The sequence below is a fragment of the Bacillus sp. CGMCC 1.16541 genome, assembly GCF_003184905.1.
Lineage (GTDB): Bacteria > Bacillota > Bacilli > Bacillales > Bacillaceae_H > Priestia.
The window spans coordinates 1-23,890 of the sequence record NZ_QFRU01000014.1 but is presented as its reverse complement, the minus strand read 5'-3'; the positions used below and the strand labels follow the sequence as shown (position 1 = coordinate 23,890).

The window sequence follows — 23,890 nt, the reverse complement described above, 5'->3', positions numbered from 1 at the left end:
CGAGAGCTTTGTAAGAAGGAGCACATAAGCCACTTCTTACAAAGCTTTTTTTAATAAGAGATGCCAACACGACATTGTAAGAAATCTGATGAAAACAATTGTTGATAAGCAAAATGTGCCGTGTCACCTGTTGAGATTTTTACTCCGTCTTTAGGAAGTATGTTTTTCTCTACACGATATTTTTTGGTGATGTCACCATCAGGTAAATAGGTGGGACAAACAACAGTCCAGTTTAATGACGATTGTTCAAGTAGCTCATATGCTTTTAAGTGTTCTTCAGCTGCTCGTGTTGTTTTGCGCTTTGATTCTGATGATTGAAAGCGGTATAAGTGAGGGGCGGTACGAGCTTGAAGAATACCAGCTGTCCCAATCGTGACAATGCGTGTAACATTTGCATCAATCATGCTCGTTATGAGATGTGGTGTACTATCTGAAAGAACAGTCGATTGATCTGTATTTAAGGCACTTATGACCACATCTGTTCCTGAAACCGTTTTTTGCACGTCTTCTCTGTTTAAAGCATTACCTTTAATGAGGGTTACATTCTCATGTTTCGTTTTAAATAAGTTAGGATTTCGCACCAATGCTTTTATATGATGCCCGTCAGCTAGAGCTAATTGTAAAAAGTAGCCTCCAACTCTTCCAGTGGCACCGAAAAGAGCAATATTCATCTTTTCACCTCATTTTTATAGTCATTTAAACGTATCATAACTTGATACTAGATGAGGAAGCAAACAAACGGGCTCATGAATTGAGAAGAAGTGAATATAATGAAAAATAAGTTGGACAGTAGAGAGGAAAGATGCGATAGGTTAGGTTTGAACCATTAATTCAGTAAGGGTACGAAACATTTTGTCGAAAATAAGTGCTTGTCATTTTCAATTAAGCAAACTTTTGCTATGATAGTCTTAAACATTTATGTTTTAAATGGTTTATTTTACCACTATTTATTTTAGGAGAGTGAACATTCTTTGGGAGACTTGCCTCTGAGTCAGATTGGCTTATTAACAATTCTTATCTTTTTATCAGCATTCTTTTCTTCAGCTGAGACGGCTTTTTCAAGTGTAAATAAAATTCGTTTAAAAAACTATGTAGACGAAAAACGCCGAGGAAGTAAAAAAGCTTTATACATCGCAGAAAACTTTGATAGAGCTTTGTCAACCATTTTAATAGGAAATAACGTTGTGAACATTGCTGCTTCATCTATTTCTGCAAAAGTTGCAATTGATTTATTTGGCGGAAATACGGCGCTCGTTATTAGTACCGTACTAATGACCATTATCATTTTGATTTTTGGAGAGGTACTGCCAAAATCTTTTGCAAAAGAACATGCAGAATCGTTCACTTTGACTATTTCAAGTGTGTTATTCTTCTTAATTCGAATCCTTACACCTATTACGTATTTGCTCGTATTATTAAAAACCTTTGTATCTAGATTGTTTACGAGTAAGGAGCCAGTTCCATCTGTAACAGAAGAAGAAATTAAGGTAATGGTTGATTTAAGTGAAGAAGAAGGAGTAATCGATAACAAAGAGAAAGAATTGGTTCATCGATCACTAGATTTCAATGACATTTTAGTTGGTGAAATTTTAAAACCTCGTATCGATGTGATTGCGGTTGAAGTCAATCAATCAATTGAAGAAGTAAGAGATATGTTCCTAGAAGAACGTTATTCTCGTGTTCCAGTGTATGAAGATAATATTGATAACATCATTGGAATTTTATCTGAGCGTGAATTTTTAAGTCATTTAGTTCAAGGAAAAGAAGTGAACATTCGTGAACTAGTCCGAGATCCATTGTTTGTTGTCGAATCAATGAAAATCTCCACATTGTTGCCTGAACTACAAAAAAACAAAGTTCACATGGCCATCGTTGTGGATGAATTCGGTGGAACATCAGGAATTGTGACTTTAGAAGATATATTAGAAGAAATTGTTGGTGAAATTTGGGATGAGCATGATGAAAAAGTAAAGATTGTTCATCAAATCGATGAACGTAACTTTGAATTTAATGCTGAATTGCCACTTGATGAGTTTGTAAAGTTTGTGAATATCGCAGAACCAGAAAGTACGTATCATACATTGGGAGGTTGGATTTTCGAGCAGTTTGAACGTATCCCTTCAGAGGGAGATACATTCGAATATGCACACTTAACGTTCATCGTAAGAGAAGTCGAAAATCGCCGAATTCGCAAAGTACTCGTCAGGATTAACGAAGAAACTGTGTCAGAAAATAGATAGATTCTAACAAATGAAAGCACCTCAAGGATATCTTGAGGTGCTTTTAAGCCATGTTATGAAGTTTTTACGAATTAGTAGCTTCCGCCACCTAATTGTTGTTCAGCCATTTGTACTAGGCGTTTTGTGATTTCTCCACCAACAGATCCGTTAGAGCGAGCTGTTGCGTCTGGTCCTAATTGTACACCGAACTCACTAGCGATTTCATACTTCATTTGATCGATAGCAGCTTGAGCGCCAGGTGCTACTAACTTGTTTGATGAATTGCTGTTAGATGATTTTTGAAATGCCATAATGATTCATCTCCTCGTTAGATATAATAGTATAGTGGTTGGATTAGCTGGAGTCGAACCAGCGGGACAGATGCGATTTATCTGTTGCCAACCTTGGCGTAATCCAGTGATAAAAGTGATTGTTGCTTGGTTGTTACTAGTATTATGACAACGTTGTACAAAACGTATGCACAACCACAATTGGTAATTTTAGGTTATTTAGTTGTTCGTAAATTACGTGATTAAAGAAAGTGAGTTCAACATATATTATGGGTGTAAAACCCAAGTCCTAAACGGGGTGAGCTCATGAATATGTGTCCTTTATGTAACGGATTTAATCAAGTAGTGTATACGTGCGCTAAATGTGGAAACGAGATTGAAGATATGGGAAGAGTGATGGATTATTTTGATGATTACAGCGCTTATATGGAAATCGAACAGCTGAAATTAATTGATGGTGTTACGACAACAGCTTCTCAACATGAGTGTGCACATCTCTTCTACTGTACCCTTTGTCATCACGAAGAAGTAATGGCTATAAAAGAATAAAAAGAACCCCTGCCCACTCGTCCATGTCGCTGGATAAGAGGGCAGGGGTTTTTTTATGGTTAAAATAAGATTAGTCTTGTTCTGGACGAATGCGGCTTTCTGTTTCCGCGTTAAAGAAGTGAGCTTTGTTCATGTCTAATGCTAATACTAAGTTTTGTTGTGGTACCACTTCAGTACGTGCATCAACACGTGCAACGAAGTCTTGACCTGCGATTTGTGAATAAACCATGGTTTCAGCACCCATTAACTCAGCTACATCTACTTTGACTGTTACTTTTGTGCCAGGAGAAGATTCAATGAATACTGGCTCATCGTGGAAGTCTTCTGGACGAATACCAAGAATCACTTCTTTGTTTACGTAACCTTGCTCACGTAATACTTTCATTTTTCCTTCTGGAACAGCAATAGTTGTATCGCCAATTTGAATGGTACCTTCTTTTAATGTACCTGTTAAGAAGTTCATTGCAGGAGATCCAATGAATCCACCAACGAATACATTTTCAGGCTTTTCATATACTTCTTTTGGTGTTCCAACTTGCTGAATAATTCCATCTTTCATGACAACAAGGCGAGTTGCCATTGTCATCGCTTCTGTTTGGTCATGCGTTACGTAAATAGTTGTTGTACCTAAACGTTGGTGAAGTTTTGCAATTTCAGCACGCATTTGTACACGTAATTTTGCGTCTAAGTTTGATAAAGGCTCGTCCATTAAGAATACTTTTGCATCACGTACGATTGCACGACCTAGTGCAACACGTTGACGTTGACCACCTGAAAGAGCTTTTGGTTTACGATCTAAGTACTGCTCTAATCCAAGGATACGGGCAGCATCTTTTACACGACGATCAATTTCGTCTTTCGGTAATTTACGAAGTTTTAAACCAAACGCCATGTTATCATACACACTCATGTGAGGATATAGAGCATAGTTTTGGAATACCATTGCAATGTCGCGATCCTTTGGTGCTACATCATTCACGCGCTTTTCATCAATGTAGAAATCGCCTTTTGAAATTTCTTCTAAACCTGCAACCATGCGAAGAGTTGTTGATTTACCACAACCAGATGGACCTACGAATACGATAAACTCTTTGTCTTGGATGTGAAGATTAAAATCTTCTACTGCTGTAACTTTATTATCATAAATTTTATAAATATTTTCTAAGCGTAATTCTGCCATGATTAAATCCCCCTCATTTATGAGAATGTGAAAACGTTTTCTCTATTAGTTACAAGTTTACGTTTTTTCAGAAAAATCGTAAATGGACGAAGTGCACAAAAAAATGAAAAGGTTTTCGTGCATGATGAACGAAAACCTTTTCATTATTGGTATATTAAGCTTTATTCTCGTTAAATTCCATCGCTAAGATCGCTAAATAAGCAGACACCGCCCCTTGAAAGTCTTTTATATCTAAATTTGTTCGATCCATAAATTTATCGATACGATATTGCAAGCTATTGCGGTGCATATATAGCTTTTTTGCTGCAAGTGAAACGTTTAAGTTACACTCAAGATATACTTTAATGGTTTGAATGAGTTCTTCGTCTTGTTCGACAAATTTTAATGTATGTTGCAATTGATTTTGTAATGACAAAGGCACATCTTTCATCACTAAATAAGGTAAAAAATCCGTTATTTTAATGATTTTTTGGTGAGTCACAATCTCTTTTAGTTGCTTGAACCACACTCGCTCTAATTGAAAAGAGGTGGTAAGAGACAGTGGGAAATCATAGAGTTGTCCTTCAAAAAACTGCATAGTAGAACCAAAGTCACTTGTTAGTACATCTACTGTATCTTGTAGGTTTGTATCTTTTTCATTCACCGTAGATAGTCGTTCAATAATGACACCACTTGTTTCATGTTCCCACACGATTACGACATCCGTAGAATAAAGGCTTTTTAATGCGTCTTCAAATTCGATTTTTTCTTGAAGAGGGCGCTGTAAATGAAATTGAATAAAACGAATAAGCGCATAGTCCTCTAAAGATTCCACGACTTCTTTTTCACTTTTAAACAGCAAATCATACCAATAGGCTTGTTCAATAGACAGTGTTTGCTGTGTGTCTTGATAAGGAGTAAGAAAAATCGATAATAGCTCGAGATCTTGTTCAGAAAGGGCATGATATTTAATGCCAATACACTCATCATTGTTTGTCGAAAACCACTTATATTCATTGAAGTTGTACGGCGTTTTATCAAACACAATGGCAGTGCCAAAGTGACGTTTTAGCTTATCAATCATTGCAAGGTCCTTTCTTTTCGCTATTTCTCATAAACATGAAACAACATTAATTCGTGAATTTGTGAAGTGATAGAAGATAAGTATTGATCTGATGGTTGATTTGAATCCCATGAAATGGCTCCATCTTTTTTATATTCTCCTTGATAGTAATGACCATTGAAGTAAAAGGAAATCGTCCACCCAGGAAGTTGTGTATGCTCATAAAGTGGCTTAACTTGAAAATGTGAAATCATATATGTATCCCCCTTAGACAGAATGTTCTGTATCACAAGCTTACCACGTAAAGGGGGAGAGTGATAGTTTTTAGGAATGGTGAACATAGTCAATCAAGCTTTTAGAGCGTACATCAGAAAAACCTGCGAGTTCATAAAAAAGGTTTAGTAACCGGTACATTCCTTGCTTTTGGATTATAGGTTCATCAAAAATCATTGGTTTGGCATTAACCTCAAGAATATAATACTCATTCTTTATGCTTTTAACCATATCCATTGAAAATTCACCGATTAACCCTAGTTGTTTAGCTAAACATTGTCCGCATTCATTTACAAGACGGTCTAAAAGTAACCGGTCCACTTGATCTTCAATTGCTGAAAAAGGAACAATGACTCCTCCGTTTAATGTATGAGTCGTAATCGATTGAGTTTGACTCTGGCGAATACCAATGCCACTAATACTAAATTCACCGCTTTGTTGGTGAACGAGAATCCGAAGGTCGTATCGCTTTTCATCAATGCAGTCTGATGAAATAGCTTCTTGTAGTATCCATTGTTTGGACGAATCTTGAAGGTGGTCATGTACAATGGTGTGGATGGTTTCTAAATGACTTTTTGTCAAAGGACTTTCATATTGAATGGCCCCGTTTGAGTCACGTGACAAAGTGAAAATGCCATTTCCTTTACTGCTGTTAGAGGGTTTAATGTAAATCTTTTCATGTAAGTTGAGCATCTGTTCAATATCAGATGGTTGTTGAAACAAGATAGTATAAGGTAAATGCTTTTTTAAAGAAGGATGGTTTTGTAATAATAAGTAAACCTCCCACTTTGAGAAAAAAGAGGGGTTGAAAATTGGAATTTTTTCGCTCTTTATTTTTTGAAATGCCTGTTTCATATATGATTGATTTTCATGCTTACGACTAGGGAAACGATTGTAGATCACATCTGGATAAGGAACAATGGCTTTTATCCACTGTTGTGTTGTACGATCAAAAATCATTCCATGAATTGAACGGTGATATAAACCTTGATCGCAAAATAAAAAAAGAAGGCCTCCACCTTCATGTACATAACACTCAACCGTCTGAAGAAGGTCGTACGTTTTTGAATGAAGGTTGCTTAAAACTGTTCGACTCGTTAATACTCCGATAACAGGTCCAAGTTTTCCTTTCGCGTCCGCTACGTGAAATGGTATGGATGAAAATGTTTTAGAGTGAAAAGGAAGCTCGATGTGATGAGCTCCCCATGTGTAAGATTGCTTTGAATCATTGTGATGCCAATACTCATTTATATAATCATAGTAAATCGTCTTCATACATAGATTTCCCCTGGCTTACACATACTTTCCTCTGCCAAGTGAGTAGCATACAAAAGAGAATATTTTCGTGTGAGTTGATCTGCTTCATATAGTTTAGGGTGTGTGAAGATTGAACGTCCAGGTTTTGAATTTGCTTCAAATATCCATAGATTCTGGTCTTTATCAAGACCGAAGTCAAAACCAATCTCCCCAATTACTCCATCGATATGCTGCTCAATTTGATTGCTTGCCAAAATTGCTGCTTTTTCGAGTAAACCTTTTACTTTTTGGCATTCTACTTTACAATCATAGATTTCTTCTAGTGTTTTAATAGTTCCTCCGCTATTAACATGTGTTGTTACACTGTTTTTGGCGGCTAATTTAGCTGCGGCAACTGTCATAACCCACTGTCCATGTTCATTCTTATTTGTATGAACACGAAAATCGACTTTTCTCCCCTGTTTGGTCATTAGCGGAATACTTTGTTGCACGAGGTAAGAAGGCAATGCTTGCTTATCCAGTAAGGAGAATACATCATCTAGTGAATGAAGTGTTTTCGTAACCAGTTGATTTGATGAAGAATCTTTATAGCAAGCACGATATGTGTTGTTGTCGCAAAGTGTAACTTCGTACACTCCGTTTCCGAGACTTCCATCTTTCGGCTTCAAATAAATGGATCTATGTTTTGAAAGCATGGATTGAATACGGGAAGCATCAGGAGAAGCATATGTTTCCGGAAGCAGTTTTGCAGTCTGTTCATTTTTTCTCATTAGCTGATCAATCGTCCACTTGTCAAAAAAGTCTGGATTAAATAGTGGAATTAAGTATTGAGAACAGAGCTTTTCTTTCACAAGCTGAAACATATCAAGGTTTTCTGTTTTTCGATTTGGTAGTCGGTTATAGACGACATTTGGGAAAGGAACTTCATGCTGCTCCCACCCATCATTTGTATAAAAATAGCCGTTAATGCGACCTCGATTCCAATTAATATGATGAATGCCAAATACAAAAGGGTATCCACCAGTGGCTGTTGCGGTTGATAAAAGTTTTGCAAAAGGTAATGAACGCTTTCCGACTGGGCGAAGCAATGATCCCGTAAACCCTGCTGATAAAATTCCAATTAAAGGTCCAATGTGAAGTGTATCCTCTGTTTGAAAGAGATAAATTGTTTGGCAAAAAGGCATAGATAACTGTTCAAAAAGAGATGTTGAAAGTAGTATTTCATTTTGTAACGATGCATGTGTTTTGACAACACAAGGAAGAGAAAGTGTGCCAAATGCAACATGTGTTAAGGTGGAGGACTTGTAACTTTTTGGGACATATACAATGTGAGAAGGCTCATCAACAAGTGACATTTGATAAACAATTCGAGTCATCTTTTCACTCCTTCCGACTTAACGATTGTAGTGTATCGAGGTGACGACAATAGGAAAGAAGGTGATCATAAAGTACCGTTTCATTTTCTGGGTTCATCTGAATAATTGTTTTTCGCCCAGGCTTTGAGTTTAAATCGAGTATCCAAACACTAAAATCATTGCACACACATAAGTCGATGCCTAATTCACATAAGCGAGGAAACGATTGTTCAAGTGCCTCAGGAAGTTGAGCACAAATACTATTGATTTCAGCGCTTACAAAATCTCGCTGCACAGGATGTAAACGATTTAACCACGTTGAAAAAGAAGAAACTTCTGCTCCATGACTAATGTTTGTTACAATGGAATCTTCTTTTCCTTTTCGAATGCCTCGGCCCATCTCTTTCCACTGTCCGTTCTCATCTTTTTGAAATAGAATCCGTATATCGAATGGAGCATTTTGAAAGCGCCCAATTTGTAAATAAGGCTGCGCCACGTATTGATGTTTTAACAATTTGCGAGACGCCCAGGTGGTGAAATCTTCTATTTGCTGAAAACGAATGATTTCTATGCCTGTTGTAGAATGGAATTTAACTTGCACACCTTTTCGGTCTTTTAATACAACGAAAATATTCCGACCTTGTGAACCATTAATGGGCTTTACTAGGAGACGTGAATGCTCGTTTAAAAGATCAATAATCTCTACTGCACTTTGCACTTGTGTAGTAAATGGAAGATAAGGTGCTAAATCAGGATGCTGTTTTAGTTTGGTATACACTTCCCATTTACTTGGTAACCCGTATCCAAGAAAGGTGACATCTTTTTTACTCTTTAACCATTGAACGATCGGACGAGCTTTTTTTGAAAGAGTATCACGTCTATAGTAGCAGCGATCATAAATAAAGGAAGGAATGGAAAATGTGGTCTCCACCCATTTATCTTGTTTCGCATCGTAACAAACTCCCATTACCTGTTCATCTACTGGATTAATCGAGGTAGGTGTAAAGCGATAAACATCAATTCCCTGTTGGTGTGCTCGTTTGGCTAATGAAGTTGAAAACTCAATGTCCTGTTGTGGATGAAGCGTTAAAAAACCTAATGAAAGCATGTAAATCACTCCTTAGCAATCGTGTTTTATGAATCATCTGAATGAAATGAGTACAAGCAATAGTCAACTAGCGCCTTTGTTGAAGGGCGAGTTGTGATATGTTCAGGTTGAAATTGCTTTGATGGCTTCGTATTCACTTCAATAATCCAAGGTTTTCCTTCGCGGTCGATAGCTAAATCAATGCCAAATTCAACGTACAGTTCGTCTTCGGCTGTTGAAGCATCAAGGTGTTGGCAAATATCAATAGCAAGCTCTTTTAAAAGAGTAAGGATACTTTTTGCGTGTTTTTGATCGTACAAGTGCTCTAAAACCATCTTAGGTGAATAAAGTTCTCCGCCACGTGCTAAATTCGAAACAAAGTTATTGGGTTGTGAGACGCGTGCGACAATCGACGTTAATTTCCATTGAAGATCATTTTGTTTATGACAAAGTAATCGAAAGTCAAACGGACAATCTTTATATGTTTGTAATTCAATGGCTTGTTGAACAATGAAGCCTTGTTTTTTTAATGGACTATACAGCGCTTCAAATAAATCATAAAAGGTTTCATACTCTCGATTATAAGGCTGAGTAAACGTCGTATAATCAAGAAGGTATTTATGATCGTCTTTGGTTACCTTGAAAATGTGTTTACCTTGGCTACCGTGGATGGGCTTAATAAAAATAGCAGGATGCGTGCTAAGCGCATCAGTTATATCTTGTTTTTTTCGTAAAAGTGTTGTTTGTGGTAAGTAAGGCTTTAAATGCTCGATGATTGCTAGTCTTTCAAACACAAACCACTTATTTAAGTAGTGAGCATTAAACAGTGGAATTTGTTTTTGAGTTAACCATTGAACCATCTCTTTAAAGGAGGAACTGTGTTCTGTTTTTCGAGAATGAATACGATTATGCACAATTTGCGGGAGTGGAGTAGCTACCTGCTCCCAGCGGTCTTCATTTACGATGTATCCTTTTATGTCATCATGAAGCAAATCTGTGATGCAATAGATGGCACCAAATGCTCCTTTCTCTTCGCATGCTTGAAGAATTTCATAGCAAAAAGAGGTGATGGATCCAAATTTGGCCTCTTCGTCTGCACTAATTTCAGTCACAATCCCAATCACGGGACCTAGTGATACATCATTTTGTGTAATTTGTGCCGTAAAGTGAAGTGGTTTATAAGGTAAATGTAAGGAGTCATATACCTCCTTTGAACAATAAATGATGTTCTCTTTATGAGGCGATACAGCTAAACTTGATGTGAAAGAGTGTTGGCTACATCGTACTGTCACATCTTTAGATAAAGAAAATCGTTTCACCAATTCCTCACTTAGGCAAATGTGAAAAGGTGGCTTTGTAGTTGCTAATGGCTCCATTTTTATGTTTAATAAGTTCATAGAACAATCTCCATCTTTTAATCATGTGATGAAATATAGGCGAATGCTGATATATCGTATGACAAAAGCGGAGAAACTGTGAGAACAAATCACAATGGAGAGGTCGATAGAATGGAACAGCTAATAATTATAGGATTTATGATGATAATTGGAGCGGCAATTGGAGGATTTACGAATCACCTGGCGATTAAAATGTTATTTCGCCCTTATCACGCTAAATATGTATTTGGTAAACGAATTCCGTTTACGCCAGGGTTAATTCCAAAACGAAGAGAAGAATTAGCGATTCAACTCGGGAAAATGGTCGTTGAGCATCTAGTCACACCTGAAAGCATTAAGCGGAAATTACAAGAAAAGTCGTTTCAGCAAATTGTTTTACGACTAGCTCAAGATGAGATGGGTAAGTTTTTCTCTTCTGACAAAACGTTACAAGACGTGGTCACGTCGTTTGGGTATGATGATCTGCCTGAAAAAATGGATCGACGATTAAAGGGATGGATTGAGAAAAAATATGTCCAGCTTTTACATGAAAAAGGAGAGCTAAAAGTAAAAGAGGTGCTACAGCCAAGCTTACATGAGCGAATTGAACAAATTTTACCAATTATTGCTCAGCAAATTTGTCACAAAGCCGTGGGATATTTTGAAAGTGAAGAAGGAAAGCAACGATTAGAGAAAATGATTGATGGCTTTCTTATGCAAAAAGGAATGCTTGGTAACATGGTTCAAATGTTTTTAGGAAACACAAAAGTGATTGACAAAGTGCAGCCAGAAGTAGTGAAGTTTTTTAAACATGAAGGAACAACTGAACTATTTCATTCACTGTTAAAAACAGAATGGACGAAGCTTAGCGAAAAGCGTGTAGAAGAAGCAGAGCAATTTATCGGGCGGGATGTTGTCTTGTCGTTCCTTACAAATACAGTTGAGCGAGTTGTATCAGTAAAGAAATTGTTTCAAAAGCCAATTCATGCATTATTATCACCGGTCTATATAGAGATTGAAAAATCGTTACCACGCATAATTGAAAAGCTAGGGGATTTCTTAGCATCAAAAGTAGATGTTATGATGAAACAAATGCAACTTGAACAAATTGTGAGAGAACAAGTAGAGTCATTTTCTGTCGAGCGACTAGAAGACATGGTGCTATCTATTTCACGACGCGAATTTAAAATGATTACGTATTTAGGAGCGCTTTTAGGAGCGATTATAGGGGTGTTTCAAGGAATTATTGCGTTGTTTCTTTAACATTTTGGATAAAGAGTTCCAGTTCTTAAGCTGAAATTTGTTGAATAGTTTGTTATAGTGGAAGAAGTGTTCAAGACGTAAGGCGTCTTAATTTAATCTAGGAGGACTTTTACATGTCTGTAAATGTATATGATGTAGCATATAATTTAGAAAAAGCAGTACGCGAAAGCGATGATTATAAGAGCTTAAAAAGCTTGTATGAAGCGTTAAACGCAGATCCTCAAGCGAAGCAATTATTTGATCGTTTCCGTACATTACAAATGGAGCTTCAACAAAAGCAAATGATGGGCCAAGAAATTTCTGAAGAAGAAGTGCAACAAGCTCAACAAACTGTTGCGATCGTGCAACAGAACGAAAAGATTGCTAAGCTTATGGAAGCGGAGCAACGCATGAGCATGTTAATCGGTGAGTTAAATAAGATTATCATGAAGCCATTAGAAGAAATTTACGGCAACCCAGAAGATCAGCAATAATAAGAAAACGTCACTTTTTGCGAGTGGCGTTTTTTCGTACAATAAACGATAAGTCCCATGTTTTGTAAGGTGAACAAGTTCTAAAATGACAAGTTTGGTCATAACCGTTTAATAAGGTAGTAGTCATCTAAGAAAGAGGGGTTTACACATGACTTATCGATTATTAGCATTAAATATTGATGGGACCATTTTAAATAGTCAAGGTCGTTTAGTGAAAGAAACAAAAGAAGCTATCCAGTATGTGAAAGATAAAGGTGTTTATGTAACATTAGTGACAAATCGTCACTTTTTATCAGCTAAGAAAATTGCTCGAGCCTTAAAGTTACCGTCCTCTATGCTTGTCACACATAGTGGAGCATTTATTGGCACTTCAGTTGATAAACCGATTTACGAACGACGCTTAAGTGAGGAAAAAACGTTTAATTTAATTCAGCTTTTAGAAAACTTTGAGTGTCATATCCGTATCTTACATGAGCGATACTCAATTGGAAATCGCATTAAATTACAAAATAACATCGTTGCAAAAACAGTTTTAAAAACAGGTGAGCCACTTTTTTATCCATTACAGTTTGTTGATTCATTAGGTGATACGTTACGAGACGAGCCGCTCACAACGCCAAAAATTGAAGTGTACTTCTCGAGTCATCAGGAAAAAGAGCGAGCAGAACGAACGATTTCCACAGCCGTTCCTGATATTGAATGGTTTTCGTATCCTCATGAAGAACGATGCTACATTGTTCCAAAAGGAGTATCAAAGTTATCTGGAATCCGATTCGTGGCTAATCAACTTTCTATCCCATTAGAAGATGTTGTTGCCATTGGAAATTGCTATGATGATTTTGATACAGTAGAGCAAGTTGGAATGGGAGTTGCAATGGGAAATTCACCAGCGGACTTAAAAAAGGTTGCTAAATGGGTTACTCGCTCAAACAATGAAAATGGTGTAGCTTACATGGTTAAAGAACTATTTAGGAAACAACAGCGCATTGGCTATTCGTATAATGTGGATGTGACAAACCTAAAAAAATAAGCCCCATTATGTACTGTCTAGTAAGCTCATTGGTGACAATGAAGCTCACTAGGCAGTTTTTGTTAGATGGCTGTAACATATGAAATCATGTCCAAACATTGACCAACATTTCGCTGTTAGGTAAACTAAAATAGGTTTATTCCCGTTTTAATTTATGTAGAGTCTAGTAATAACTAGTTATTGTATATATATTTGCATCGATAGAAACAGAAAGGTGATTCGGTTGAACATTTATATTCAAGGATTAGAAGACGACCGTTTTCAACGTCCTTTAGAGTTAATTACGAATTTATTCTTTGAAGAAAGTGTTGTGTCAAGAAATCCAATTGAACATGCAGATGTTGACATTAACATCGTGCTAATAACAGCAACTAACATTTACGCCAAAGCCACACTTGTGGAGAAGTCAACAAATCGAACGATGGAAGCTACGTTTGAGAAACCATTTAAGGAAGATGAAACAGAAAAAGAGCGATTTAAAAAAGTGAAGCAAGTGGTGTCATATGTTTACTTGTCCGTTTTACAAGAATTGACGGATGTCGTGCAAACGTGGGGCATTTTAACAGGTGTCCGTCCAACGAAACTACTTCATAAAAAACTTCAAGAAGGACAGCCGCAAGAAGTGGCTCATAAGCAATTAAAAGAAGATTATTTGTTGTCTGATGAAAAGGTTTCATTAATGCAGCAAATCGTTGATCGACAACTAGCCATTGTACCGGATTTATATGATTTATCGAACGAAGTAAGTATCTATATTGGGATTCCGTTTTGTCCGACAAAGTGTGCGTATTGCACATTCCCAGCTTATGCTATTAATGGACGTCAAGGCTCTGTAGATTCCTTCTTAGGTGGTCTTCACTATGAAATGCGTGAAATTGGTCGTTGGCTAAAAGAGAACAACATGAAGATTACCACGGTTTATTATGGTGGAGGGACACCAACGAGTATTACGGCAGAAGAGATGGATATGCTTTATGAGGAGATGTATGAGTCATTTCCCGATGTGGAAAACATTCGTGAGATTACAGTGGAAGCAGGACGTCCTGATACGATTACACCTGAAAAGTTAGCAGTATTAAACAAGTGGAACATTGATCGAATTAGCATTAATCCACAATCTTATATTCAAGAAACGTTAAAAGCGATTGGGCGTCATCATACAGTTGAAGAAACGATTGATAAGTTTCATTTAGCTCGTCAAACAGGGATGAATAATATCAACATGGACTTGATTATTGGATTACCAGGTGAAGGAGTTCCAGAGTTTCAACACACGTTGAATGAAACAAAGAAGCTTTTACCAGAATCTTTAACTGTTCATACGTTATCGTTTAAGCGCGCTTCTGAAATGACGCAAAATAAACGAAAATATAAAGTAGCAGATCGTGAAGAAATTCGTGACATGATGAAGATGGCAAATGAATGGACTGAACAACATGGCTATGTTCCATACTATTTATATAGACAGAAGAATATTCTCGGAAACCTAGAGAATGTAGGGTATGCATTTCCAGGTCAAGAAAGCATTTATAATATTATGATTATGGAAGAAAAGCAGACCATTATTGGATTAGGGTGTGGAGCATCTAGTAAATTTGTTCACCCAGTGACAGGAAAGATTGACCGCTTTGCCAATCCAAAAGATCCAAAATCGTATAATGATGGATTTAAGCATTACACGGAACAGAAAATCGCCATTCTAGATGAACTATTTTCGACACGTTCAACAAAAGCATAATTTAAAAATGACATAGGCATCTCTTCCCTATAACATCCAGTAACATAGTGGATGAAGTGGGAAGGGATGTTTTAGTATGTAGTCTGTTTGATGAGTCTTAGGATTATGGCTAACGACATAGAAAGCCTGAAAAATATTCTCATTTTATTGAAGGGATACCATAGAGAGCGGTGAATATATAGAACAGATAGTTTTGAAGTCTTTGTAAGCGGTTACTTTAAAATTAAATCTGTGGGGTGTTGGAAATGATGAATGTTCAATTAACGGTACCATCTATGATGGAGAGAGCAGAAAAGTTTTTTAAGAAAAAACAGGTCATTTCAAGGGGTACAAAAGGAATTAATCGATTAAGCTATGAACAAATTGCAGCTCGTACACGACGTCTTTCGTCTATGTTACATGCACTTGGGGTAAAACGAGGTGAAAAAGTAGGAACGTTTGCATGGAATCATCATCGTCATTTAGAAGCTTATTTTGCTATCCCAGGTATTGGAGCTGTTCTTCATACCATTAACATTCGCTTAGAGCCTCAACAAATTGCATATGTAATTAATCATGCAAAAGATAAGATTTTATTAGTTGATGATTGTTTCCTTCCGTTATTTGAAAAAATTGAAAGTCACCTTCCGCATGTCAAAGCATACATCATCATGACAGATGAACCTAACCTCCCAGAGACAACTTTAAAAAACTGCTATCATTATGAACAACTGATTGAAAAAGGAGATTCACAGTATCCGTTTTTAGATGATCTTGATGAAAACGAACCGGCAGGCATTTGTTATACATCTGCTACGACAGGGAATCCAAAAGGTGTTACTTACTCGCATCGAGGCATTTATTTGCATTCGATGTCATTAGGAATGGCCGATGGTGGTTCGCTTTCAGAAGCAGACATTGCGATGCCAGTTGTGCCAATGTTTCACGTAAATGCATGGGGACTACCGTTTGCGGCTGTTTGGCTTGGAACAAGTCTTGTGATGCCTGGTCCATTTTTTACGCCTCAAATATTAGCTGAGCTCATTGAAAGTGAAAGTGTGACGCTTGCTGCAGGTGTGCCGACAATTTGGCTTGGCTTACTAAAAGAGCTTGAAAGAAAAGAATATAATACGAGTAGTTTACGAGCTGTTTTATGTGGAGGATCGGCGGCACCTAGAAGTATTGTAAAGGCTTTTGAAGAAAAGTTTGCTATTCCATTTATTCATGCGTATGGAATGACAGAAACAAGTCCACTCGTAGTTTTGTCGCGCCTTAAAAGCTATCAAACAAATCTTGATAAAGAAGAACAATATGACTATAAAGCAAAGCAAGGATTCCTCGTTCCAGGTGTAGAAATGAAAGTCGTTGGAAAAGACGGCGAAATTGCTTGGGACGGGCAGTCAATGGGCGAATTATTGTTAAGAGGTCCGTGGATTGCTTCAGAGTATTATGAAGATGAGCGAACGACCGATGCGTTTAAAGATGGATGGCTCTATACAGGAGACGTGGTTACGGTTGATGAAGAAGGGTTTATTAAAATTGTCGATCGGACGAAAGATTTAATTAAAAGTGGCGGAGAATGGATTTCATCTGTTGATATAGAGAATGCACTCATGGCTCATGAAGGAGTATTTGAAGCATCTGTTGTGGCCATTCCACATGAAACATGGCAAGAACGGCCTATTGCGTGTGTCGTGTTAAAAGAAGGATACGAAGGAAACATATCAAAGGATGATATTGTAGATTTTCTAAAACCACAATTTGCAAAATGGTGGTTGCCAGATGATGTTATTTTTATGGAAGAGATTCCGAAAACGTCGGTTGGGAAATTTTTGAAACGTGCACTCCGTACGCAAGTACTCGAACACTATGAAGTGAATAACATTTAAAGGAGAATGATCATGACAGTTGAAACGAAAATAATCGAAGTAGCATATGAAGGGCGTGTTGCCATTTTAACGTTAAATCGTCCTAGTTCATTAAACTCGTTAAACATGGAGATGCTGACAGAGTTTGTACAAGGTTTAAAAGAAGTGAGAGATAGTGAAACAGATTTTCTTGTACTAAAAGGGAACGGTAAGGCATTTTCTGCAGGTGGAGACATTAAAATGATGCTATCCCCTGATAGTCACGAATCATTTGATAAGGTGATGGATGTGATTAGTGAACTAATTACAACGCTTTATACTCTTCCGCAAATGACTATTTCAGCTTTACACGGTGCGGTTGCCGGATTAGGGTTAAGCATTGCTCTAGCGAGTGATTATATTCTTGCTGAAAAACAAACGAAAGTGGCAATGAATTTTATTGGTATTGCACTCATTCCAGATGGAGCGGGACATTTCTTATTAGAAAAGCGTTTAGGTGCGCATAAAGCGAAACAAATCATTTGGAAAGGAGATGTGTTAACAGCTGATCAGGCGTATGACTTAGAGCTAGTAGATGAAGTCGTGGAAGACAATATGGTAGAAGCTGTAGACAAGGCGCTTGCATATTGGAAGCAAAAGCCAGCATCGGCGTTAAGGGAGACGAAAAACATATATGTGAAGTCTTCGTTGCCTCACCTTCAATCAATCTTAGAGATGGAGAAGGTTGCTCAGTCCAAAATGAGAAAATCAGCGGATCATTTAGAAGGAATTCAAGCATTCGTTGAGAAAAGAAAGCCAGTCTTTAATAAAAAATAATTAAATAGTTTTCTAAAATGATGTTTAATAAGAGGCCAATAGTGGAAAGGCTGTATTATATAATGATTATGAGGTGATAAGAAATGAACAAAACAGATTTAGTCAATGCAGTAGCAGAAAAATCAGAACTGACGAAATCGGATGCAACAAAAGCAATCGATTCATTACTAGATGTTATTTCAACTACGTTAGGTAAAGGTGAGAAAATCCAATTAATCGGATTTGGCACATTTGAAGTACGTGAGCGTGCAGCTCGTACAGGACGTAATCCACAAACGGGTGAAGAGATGCAAATTCCAGCGTCAAAAGTACCTGCGTTCAAAGCTGGTAAAGAATTAAAGGAAGCTGTAAAATAAGTCTTCTATTAAACAGGTAAATAGGTTCTTACAACTGGCATGAGAAAACATATCACTTGCAGGAACAAGTATAACCCTGCCTATTCATAAAGTTGAATAAGCAGGGTTTTTTTAAAATACATGTACTTATCGATGAAACAAAATGAGTTTACCTGCTGATGATGTACAGCGATGTGTTTTTTCATCGTAGTTTAATTGTTTTAGTTTTTCAGTGCCTCTTTTTTTTGCTTCTTCTTCTGTTACAGCTTCGAAAGATTCATCTAATAATTTTTCCCCGTTTGGCTCAAAAACTGTCAGTGTGTATAATCCCATGAAAACTCCCCCTTTCACCATTGTAGACATGGTTCGACAACCATTCTTTTTATGTAATTCGTAGTTTCTACACAAATTCCTGCTAAAATAAAATGAAACATTTTTTTCCATGCATCGTATATATGAATGAACTCAATTATTATTTAGAGTAAGAGTAATGGAAAGTGAGTGTAAGGAACAAAGGGGGAGTTAGATGACGTTAGTAATTGAAAATGTGACGAAGCGATTTGGTTCGTTTACAGCAGTAAATAACTTATCTTTAAGAATTCCAAAAGGTGAATCATTTGGTTTTTTAGGAGCAAACGGTGCGGGTAAAACGACAACTTTCCGAATGATTCTTGGTCTTCTTGATGCGACGGAGGGAAGCATCACATGGAATGGAGAATCCATTACATATGATACAAGCCATGTAATTGGTTACTTACCGGAAGAACGGGGGCTATACCCAAAATTGAAAGTGAAAGATCAACTCGTCTATTTAGGACGTTTAAGAGGCATGAATAAAGTAGACATTCTAAAGCAGATGGATCAGTGGTTACAACGATTTAAAGTGCCTGAGTATGCAAACAAAAAAGTAGAAGAACTATCCAAAGGTAATCAGCAAAAAATTCAATTTATCGCATCCGTCATTCATCGCCCCAAACTATTAATCTTAGATGAGCCGTTTAGTGGACTTGACCCTGTCAATGTAGAGTTGTTGAAAGAGGCCGTATTGAGTTTAAGAGAAGAAGGAACAACCATTGTATTTTCAAGTCATCGTATGGATCACGTAGAAGAGCTTTGTGAAAATTTATGTATTATGCATCATGGTAAGCCTGTTGTTCATGGGAATTTGAAAGAAATTAAGCGCTCTTTCGGTAAGAAAAATGTAGTTGTGCATGGTGAGGGTGATCTTGAGCGTCTTCAGTTTATTGAAGGAGTGACAAAATATAAAAAGACGGCGGAGGGGGTTCATTTGCAGGTTGAGAGCGAAGAGGTTTCTCAAGCTATTTTTCAAGAGCTTCATCATCTGTCCTTTGTGAGTAAGTTCGTATTAGAAGAACCTTCACTAAATGATATCTTTATCGAGAAAGTGGGTGCTTCTTATGAATAAGTTTTGGGTCATTTTATTTCATACGTATTTTCATAAGTTGAAATCAAAATCATTCATTATTACAACCATCATTACAGTCATTATCTTAATGGGTATTACAAACATGAATACGATTATTAATTTCTTTAACAAAGATGATAAAGGGATAACAGTTGGAGTTATTCATTCAGATGAACAGTTATATGCATTGTTCCAACAGAATATGAAACTAATCGATAACAATATTCAACTAGAAACGTATGAAACGGAATGGGAATCCAAAGATGCAGTAGAAAAAGAAAAAGCAGACGGCTACTTAATACTATCAGCGGATGAAAAAGGGTTGCCAGCAGGTAACTATAAAGCAAACTCAATCGCTGATTCGGAGGTGCCAACAAAGCTTCAGCAAGCGCTACAACAAACAAAAGTAGCAATTGCTACCTCACAACTTGGGTTACAGCCAGAACAAATTGATCAATTGTATTCACCTGTATCATTTGAAAAAGCAGCATTAGTTGAATCGGCTAAAACAGAAGAAGAACTCAATCAAGCACGGGGGCTTGTGTATATCTTATTATTTGTCATCTACTTTTCAGTCGTGATGTATGGAAGCATGATTGCGATGGAAGTAGCAACAGAAAAGTCGTCACGTGTGATGGAAATTCTTGTTTCGAGTGTGTCTCCTGTTACACAAATGTTTGCGAAAATCTTAGGTATTGCACTTTTAAGCCTAACCCAATTCGCGGTTATTTTGGTAGTAGGGTATGCATCGTTAAAACAAAATCTTGCTACTCAACAAAATGGTATGTTTGAATACGTAGGACTTAGTGAAGTACCGATTGCAACATTTGTGTATGCCTTTATTTTCTTTATGTTAGGATACTTTTTGTTTGCGACGCTTGCAGCCTTTTTAGGTTCATTGGTAAGTAGAATTGAAGACGTTCAACAGATGATTACTCCGATGACATTATTAATTGTTGCAGCATTTTTAATTGCGATGTTTGGTTTAGGAGATCCAGATACAACGTTTATTAAAGTAACTTCATTTATTCCGTTTTTTGCACCAATGATTATGTTTTTGCGAGTTGGTATGCTAGAAATCCCTCTATGGGAAGTTAGCTTATCAATTGGCCTATTAGTAGCTACCATTTTTGCATTAGCTATCTTTGGAGCACGTGTGTATAAGGGTGGCGTTTTGTTATATGGAAAGTCATCATCATTTAAAGACATAAAAAAAGCACTACAGTTAACAAAAGAATAGAAGTAAAAGAGGTCATCTCGGGTATATTTGTCATAGAGGTGGCCTCTTTTTTAACTAGAATGTGCATTCGCTTTTTCATGGTGTTAAAATAAGAAAAAAGAGGAAACACAGCACAACACAACATTACTAGATGAAACAAGATAAGGGAGGACATATAGATGAAACAAGGCATTGCTCATTATACAGTCGGTGAACAAGTAGATCTGTTTTTTTTAGTTAAATCATCAACAAGAGGCATCGCAAGTAACGGTAAGCCATTTTTAACGGTTATTTTACAAGATAAAACAGGAGACATTGAAGCGAAATTATGGGATGCTTCACCGGAAGACGAAGAAAACTATGGAGCTGAGAAGATTGTAAAAGCAGCAGGAGAAGTGATGACATATCGAGGACGTAATCAGTTAAAGGTAAAACAAATTCGTCCAGCACAACCTCAAGATGGGGTGCGAGTATCTGATTTCTTAGAAGTAGCTCCATTGAGTCGTGAAGAAATGGTTGAGTCCATTACACAATGCATCTTTGAAATGAAAAACTCCAACATCCAACGCATTACACGTCACTTATTGAATAAGCATCAAACAGCTTTTCTGGAGTATCCAGCAGCAACTAAAAACCATCATGAATTTGTTTCAGGGTTAGCTTATCACGTTGTATCGATGTTGAAACTTGCGAAAGCATTAGCAAGTTTATATCCTAGTTTAAATCGTGATCTACTTTATTCAGGTGTCATTTTGCATGACCTTGGAAAAGTGATGGAGTTATCAGGTCCTGTATCGACAGTTTATACGCTAGAAGGAAATTTACTTGGTCATATTTCAATTATGGTAAATGAAATTGGGCAAGCGGCGGAAGAATTAAACATTGAAGGAGAAGAAGTACTTTTACTTCAGCATATGGTGTTATCACATCATGGAAAAGAAGAGTGGGGAAGTCCGAAAAAACCGCTCGTTAAAGAAGCAGAGATTCTACATCTCATTGATAATGTAGATGCGAAGATGAATATGCTGGATCGAGCACTCGAACATGTAAAACCTGGTGAGTTTACAGAAAGAATCTTTGCGCTTGATAATCGTTCGTTTTATAAGCCCACGATTTAAAAGGATAGCTTGTCATAAAAGAGGCGTTTCTCACATATAGTGATGGTAAATACGATATATGTGGGGGAGTTATAAATGGTTACTTTACCTATCTGGTTATATTTGGTGGTAGCAGGTATTTTCTTTAGTGGGTTTATGGCGATTCGAACAGCACAGCAAGAAAAAGAAATTGATGATACGTTTATCGAACAAGAAGGACAAGTGTATATGCAACGAATGCAGGAAGAAAAAGAACGTAGAGATTTAGTGAGAAACAGTAAGTCAGTCTAAAAAGAAAGAGGCGACGTCAGAAGAGCATTTACCCTTGCTGACACCGCCTCTTTTTTATTATTTCTGACCTTCTTCTTTACCTTCTTCAAATACTTTTTCTAGGTCTTTATCGTTTACTTTTACATCAGCAGCTTTCATTTCTTTATCAATTGCGTTTTGTAATTGTGTTGGATCTTCACCTAATTTAGCACGTTTTAATTCTCTCTCAAGTTCAGGTTTCATTTTATCAAATGACGCTAATTCTTTCTTATCAGTCACTTTAATAATATGATAACCAAATTGAGACTTAACAGGTTCACTAATTTTACCTTTTTCTAGCTTGTATGCAGCTTCTTCAAATTCCGGTACCATTTGACCTGGTCCGAAGAATCCTAAGTCTCCACCTTTTTCACCAGAACCCGGATCTTCAGAGTATTCTTTTGCTAACTCTTCAAAGTTTCCGCCCGCATCAAGCTTTGCTTTTACTTCATTTGCTGTCTTTTCATCTTTTACTAAGATGTGACTAGCTTTTACTTCAGGTTTCTTTTCATCATATGCTTTCTTTAGCTCTTCTTCAGATACCTTCACATCTGCAGTAGCAGCTTTTTCACGAAGAAGGTCAATCTTAAGAAGACGTTTCATTTCAGCTTCACCATTTTGTTGGATTGCCATTTCAAATTGGGCACCATACTGTTGTTTTAGTGTTTCAAGCTCTTTTTCCACTTCTTTATCGCTTACTTTATATTTTTCACTTAGTACTTTTTCATCGACTAAGTCACGAATGATTTGTTCACCCGCACGATTTTTTAGCGCTTCATAAAGCTCATCTTTTGAGATGTTTCCAGCTTTTGTTTCAACAACAATTTCAGAGTTGTCTCCACTTGCACCGCTATTACATGCCGATAATGCAACGATGCTTGCTGCTGTTGTTAGTGCAATAAAGCTCTTTTTCATACATAAACACTCCTAATTATTATATTTATTCTCAGTGTGCCCAAGCCATACCATATACTATATCACAATCTTTGATGTTAACGAAATAGACAAATGCCTATACGCACTATAACAAATCAAACCTTTCACTTCAAATTATTTTAATGAATCTATGACAATCGCCTAGGCGCCTTTAGAGGCTACTGCATACGATGGAGTATTAGTACACAAAGGGGGTGCTCTTATGGGTGGAGCTTATGGAAGTGGTTTTGCGTTACTAGTTGTACTATTCATTTTATTAATTATTGTGGGTTGTTCTTGTTTCTATTAATAAACGAAAATAACAGCTACAATCATTAATGATATGCAAGGAGGGAAACAAATGGGCGGAAGCTGGTATGGTAACAATTTCGCGTTAATCGTAGTATTATTCATCTTACTAATCATCATTGGTTGTTCTTGTTTCTATTAATAGATAATCAATAAATTTGAAAATGAAACAAAAGGCACCTCCCTTTTATAGAGTGGTGCCTTTCGCTATGTTTATACATAAACTTTTTTCTTATGTGAATAGTATTTCTACATATGAAGATAAAAGTAAAATGGTAATCAACACGTTAATCGTTCGAAAAACCTTTGGTTGTCTTTCCTCTGGGATTTCTTTTTGGATACATAATGTATTCGTTAGCGTATTGATGTAAAATAAAATAAACACAGCAAATGGAATAAAAAATGTGGCCATGTGTGACATTCCTCCAACCTATATATAAATGATTAACATTTCCAACTTCCTATGCTTAAACCGTTTTATCCTT

The 23,890-nt window shown here is 36.9% G+C and carries 27 protein-coding genes; 15 read left to right on the top strand and 12 right to left on the bottom strand.

The window, feature by feature from the left end:
- Window positions 1-50: 50 nt before the first annotated feature.
- Window positions 51-671, bottom strand: coding sequence for an NAD(P)-dependent oxidoreductase (locus tag DIS06_RS13815; RefSeq protein ID WP_110113838.1), 621 nt, complete (start codon window positions 669-671; stop codon window positions 51-53).
- Between the two features lie 300 nt (window positions 672-971).
- On the opposite strand from DIS06_RS13815, the gene DIS06_RS13810 reads away from it, so the two are divergent.
- A complete protein-coding gene (locus DIS06_RS13810; RefSeq protein WP_110113837.1) occupies window positions 972-2,240 on the top strand; it encodes a hemolysin family protein in 1,269 nt (422 codons plus the stop codon).
- Window positions 2,241-2,311: 71 nt separating this feature from the next.
- Here the strand turns inward: DIS06_RS13810 and DIS06_RS13805 are convergent, their stop codons facing one another.
- Window positions 2,312-2,530, bottom strand: coding sequence for an alpha/beta-type small acid-soluble spore protein (locus DIS06_RS13805; RefSeq protein WP_110113836.1), 219 nt, complete (start codon window positions 2,528-2,530; stop codon window positions 2,312-2,314).
- 285 nt (window positions 2,531-2,815) lie between these two features.
- Here DIS06_RS13805 and DIS06_RS13800 point away from each other — a divergent pair, with 285 nt between their 5' ends.
- On the top strand, window positions 2,816-3,058 hold the full coding sequence (locus DIS06_RS13800) for a hypothetical protein (protein WP_110113835.1): 243 nt from the start codon (window positions 2,816-2,818) through the stop codon (window positions 3,056-3,058).
- A 70-nt stretch (window positions 3,059-3,128) separates the two neighbouring features.
- Here DIS06_RS13800 and DIS06_RS13795 read toward each other — a convergent pair whose 3' ends face one another.
- From DIS06_RS13795 to DIS06_RS13765, 7 genes are all read right to left on the bottom strand, one after another.
- The gene (locus tag DIS06_RS13795; protein ID WP_110113834.1) at window positions 3,129-4,238 is read right to left on the bottom strand and encodes an ABC transporter ATP-binding protein; all 1,110 of its coding nucleotides are present in this window, start codon (window positions 4,236-4,238) and stop codon (window positions 3,129-3,131) included.
- 154 nt (window positions 4,239-4,392) lie between these two features.
- Entirely contained in the window at window positions 4,393-5,301 is a 909-nt protein-coding gene (locus DIS06_RS13790; protein ID WP_110113833.1) for a PucR family transcriptional regulator, read from the bottom strand.
- Between the two features lie 20 nt (window positions 5,302-5,321).
- On the bottom strand, window positions 5,322-5,534 hold the full coding sequence (locus DIS06_RS13785; RefSeq protein WP_110113832.1) for a YheE family protein: 213 nt from the start codon (window positions 5,532-5,534) through the stop codon (window positions 5,322-5,324).
- A gap of 70 nt (window positions 5,535-5,604) precedes the next feature.
- The gene (locus DIS06_RS13780) at window positions 5,605-6,828 is read right to left on the bottom strand and encodes a YheC/YheD family endospore coat-associated protein (protein ID WP_110113831.1); all 1,224 of its coding nucleotides are present in this window, start codon (window positions 6,826-6,828) and stop codon (window positions 5,605-5,607) included.
- The gene (locus DIS06_RS13775) at window positions 6,825-8,186 is read right to left on the bottom strand and encodes a YheC/YheD family endospore coat-associated protein (RefSeq protein ID WP_110113830.1); all 1,362 of its coding nucleotides are present in this window, start codon (window positions 8,184-8,186) and stop codon (window positions 6,825-6,827) included. Before DIS06_RS13775 ends, DIS06_RS13780 begins: the two co-directional genes overlap by 4 nt.
- A gap of 4 nt (window positions 8,187-8,190) precedes the next feature.
- Window positions 8,191-9,273, bottom strand: coding sequence for a YheC/YheD family endospore coat-associated protein (locus DIS06_RS13770; RefSeq protein WP_110113829.1), 1,083 nt, complete (start codon window positions 9,271-9,273; stop codon window positions 8,191-8,193).
- Window positions 9,274-9,299: 26 nt separating this feature from the next.
- The gene (locus tag DIS06_RS13765) at window positions 9,300-10,649 is read right to left on the bottom strand and encodes a YheC/YheD family endospore coat-associated protein (protein WP_110113828.1); all 1,350 of its coding nucleotides are present in this window, start codon (window positions 10,647-10,649) and stop codon (window positions 9,300-9,302) included.
- A gap of 111 nt (window positions 10,650-10,760) precedes the next feature.
- Here DIS06_RS13765 and DIS06_RS13760 point away from each other — a divergent pair, with 111 nt between their 5' ends.
- The 7 genes from DIS06_RS13760 (at window position 10,761) to DIS06_RS13730 (ending at window position 18,151) form a co-directional block, all read left to right on the top strand.
- Window positions 10,761-11,891: a DUF445 domain-containing protein gene (locus DIS06_RS13760; protein ID WP_110113827.1), complete on the top strand. Its 1,131-nt coding sequence runs from the start codon at window positions 10,761-10,763 to the stop codon at window positions 11,889-11,891.
- 113 nt (window positions 11,892-12,004) lie between these two features.
- Complete coding sequence (locus DIS06_RS13755) at window positions 12,005-12,364, top strand: YlbF/YmcA family competence regulator (RefSeq protein ID WP_110113826.1); 360 nt, start codon at window positions 12,005-12,007, stop codon at window positions 12,362-12,364.
- Window positions 12,365-12,512: 148 nt separating this feature from the next.
- Complete coding sequence (locus DIS06_RS13750; RefSeq protein WP_110113825.1) at window positions 12,513-13,394, top strand: Cof-type HAD-IIB family hydrolase; 882 nt, start codon at window positions 12,513-12,515, stop codon at window positions 13,392-13,394.
- Window positions 13,395-13,617: 223 nt separating this feature from the next.
- The gene (locus DIS06_RS13745; RefSeq protein WP_110113824.1) at window positions 13,618-15,132 is read left to right on the top strand and encodes a coproporphyrinogen III oxidase; all 1,515 of its coding nucleotides are present in this window, start codon (window positions 13,618-13,620) and stop codon (window positions 15,130-15,132) included.
- Window positions 15,133-15,377: 245 nt separating this feature from the next.
- Window positions 15,378-17,000: a long-chain fatty acid--CoA ligase gene (locus tag DIS06_RS13740; protein ID WP_110113823.1), complete on the top strand. Its 1,623-nt coding sequence runs from the start codon at window positions 15,378-15,380 to the stop codon at window positions 16,998-17,000.
- Between the two features lie 12 nt (window positions 17,001-17,012).
- Window positions 17,013-17,795 carry an enoyl-CoA hydratase gene (locus DIS06_RS13735; RefSeq protein ID WP_110113822.1) on the top strand — a complete coding sequence of 261 codons (783 nt, stop codon included), beginning with the start codon at window positions 17,013-17,015 and terminating at the stop codon, window positions 17,793-17,795.
- An 83-nt stretch (window positions 17,796-17,878) separates the two neighbouring features.
- The gene (locus tag DIS06_RS13730) at window positions 17,879-18,151 is read left to right on the top strand and encodes an HU family DNA-binding protein (RefSeq protein ID WP_110113821.1); all 273 of its coding nucleotides are present in this window, start codon (window positions 17,879-17,881) and stop codon (window positions 18,149-18,151) included.
- Window positions 18,152-18,277: 126 nt separating this feature from the next.
- Here the strand turns inward: DIS06_RS13730 and DIS06_RS13725 are convergent, their stop codons facing one another.
- Entirely contained in the window at window positions 18,278-18,463 is a 186-nt protein-coding gene (locus DIS06_RS13725) for a YhzD family protein (protein WP_110113820.1), read from the bottom strand.
- Window positions 18,464-18,656: 193 nt separating this feature from the next.
- Between DIS06_RS13725 and DIS06_RS13720 the strand changes: the two genes are divergently transcribed.
- The 4 genes from DIS06_RS13720 (at window position 18,657) to DIS06_RS13705 (ending at window position 22,163) form a co-directional block, all read left to right on the top strand.
- The gene (locus DIS06_RS13720; RefSeq protein ID WP_110113819.1) at window positions 18,657-19,556 is read left to right on the top strand and encodes an ABC transporter ATP-binding protein; all 900 of its coding nucleotides are present in this window, start codon (window positions 18,657-18,659) and stop codon (window positions 19,554-19,556) included.
- On the top strand, window positions 19,549-20,796 hold the full coding sequence (locus DIS06_RS13715) for an ABC transporter permease (protein ID WP_110113818.1): 1,248 nt from the start codon (window positions 19,549-19,551) through the stop codon (window positions 20,794-20,796). Before DIS06_RS13720 ends, DIS06_RS13715 begins: the two co-directional genes overlap by 8 nt.
- A gap of 158 nt (window positions 20,797-20,954) precedes the next feature.
- A complete protein-coding gene (yhaM, locus tag DIS06_RS13710; RefSeq protein ID WP_110113817.1) occupies window positions 20,955-21,893 on the top strand; it encodes a 3'-5' exoribonuclease YhaM in 939 nt (312 codons plus the stop codon).
- A 75-nt stretch (window positions 21,894-21,968) separates the two neighbouring features.
- A complete protein-coding gene (locus DIS06_RS13705; protein WP_110113816.1) occupies window positions 21,969-22,163 on the top strand; it encodes a sporulation YhaL family protein in 195 nt (64 codons plus the stop codon).
- Window positions 22,164-22,220: 57 nt separating this feature from the next.
- Here the strand turns inward: DIS06_RS13705 and DIS06_RS13700 are convergent, their stop codons facing one another.
- Window positions 22,221-23,096 carry a peptidylprolyl isomerase gene (locus DIS06_RS13700; RefSeq protein ID WP_110113815.1) on the bottom strand — a complete coding sequence of 292 codons (876 nt, stop codon included), beginning with the start codon at window positions 23,094-23,096 and terminating at the stop codon, window positions 22,221-22,223.
- 223 nt (window positions 23,097-23,319) lie between these two features.
- Here DIS06_RS13700 and DIS06_RS13695 point away from each other — a divergent pair, with 223 nt between their 5' ends.
- Window positions 23,320-23,406, top strand: coding sequence for a YjcZ family sporulation protein (locus DIS06_RS13695; RefSeq protein ID WP_110113814.1), 87 nt, complete (start codon window positions 23,320-23,322; stop codon window positions 23,404-23,406).
- Between the two features lie 33 nt (window positions 23,407-23,439).
- The gene (locus DIS06_RS13690; protein ID WP_239422063.1) at window positions 23,440-23,547 is read left to right on the top strand and encodes a YjcZ family sporulation protein; all 108 of its coding nucleotides are present in this window, start codon (window positions 23,440-23,442) and stop codon (window positions 23,545-23,547) included.
- A gap of 90 nt (window positions 23,548-23,637) precedes the next feature.
- On the opposite strand, the gene DIS06_RS13685 is transcribed toward DIS06_RS13690, so the two are convergent.
- Window positions 23,638-23,817 carry a hypothetical protein gene (locus DIS06_RS13685; RefSeq protein ID WP_110113812.1) on the bottom strand — a complete coding sequence of 60 codons (180 nt, stop codon included), beginning with the start codon at window positions 23,815-23,817 and terminating at the stop codon, window positions 23,638-23,640.
- Window positions 23,818-23,890 lie beyond the last annotated feature (73 nt).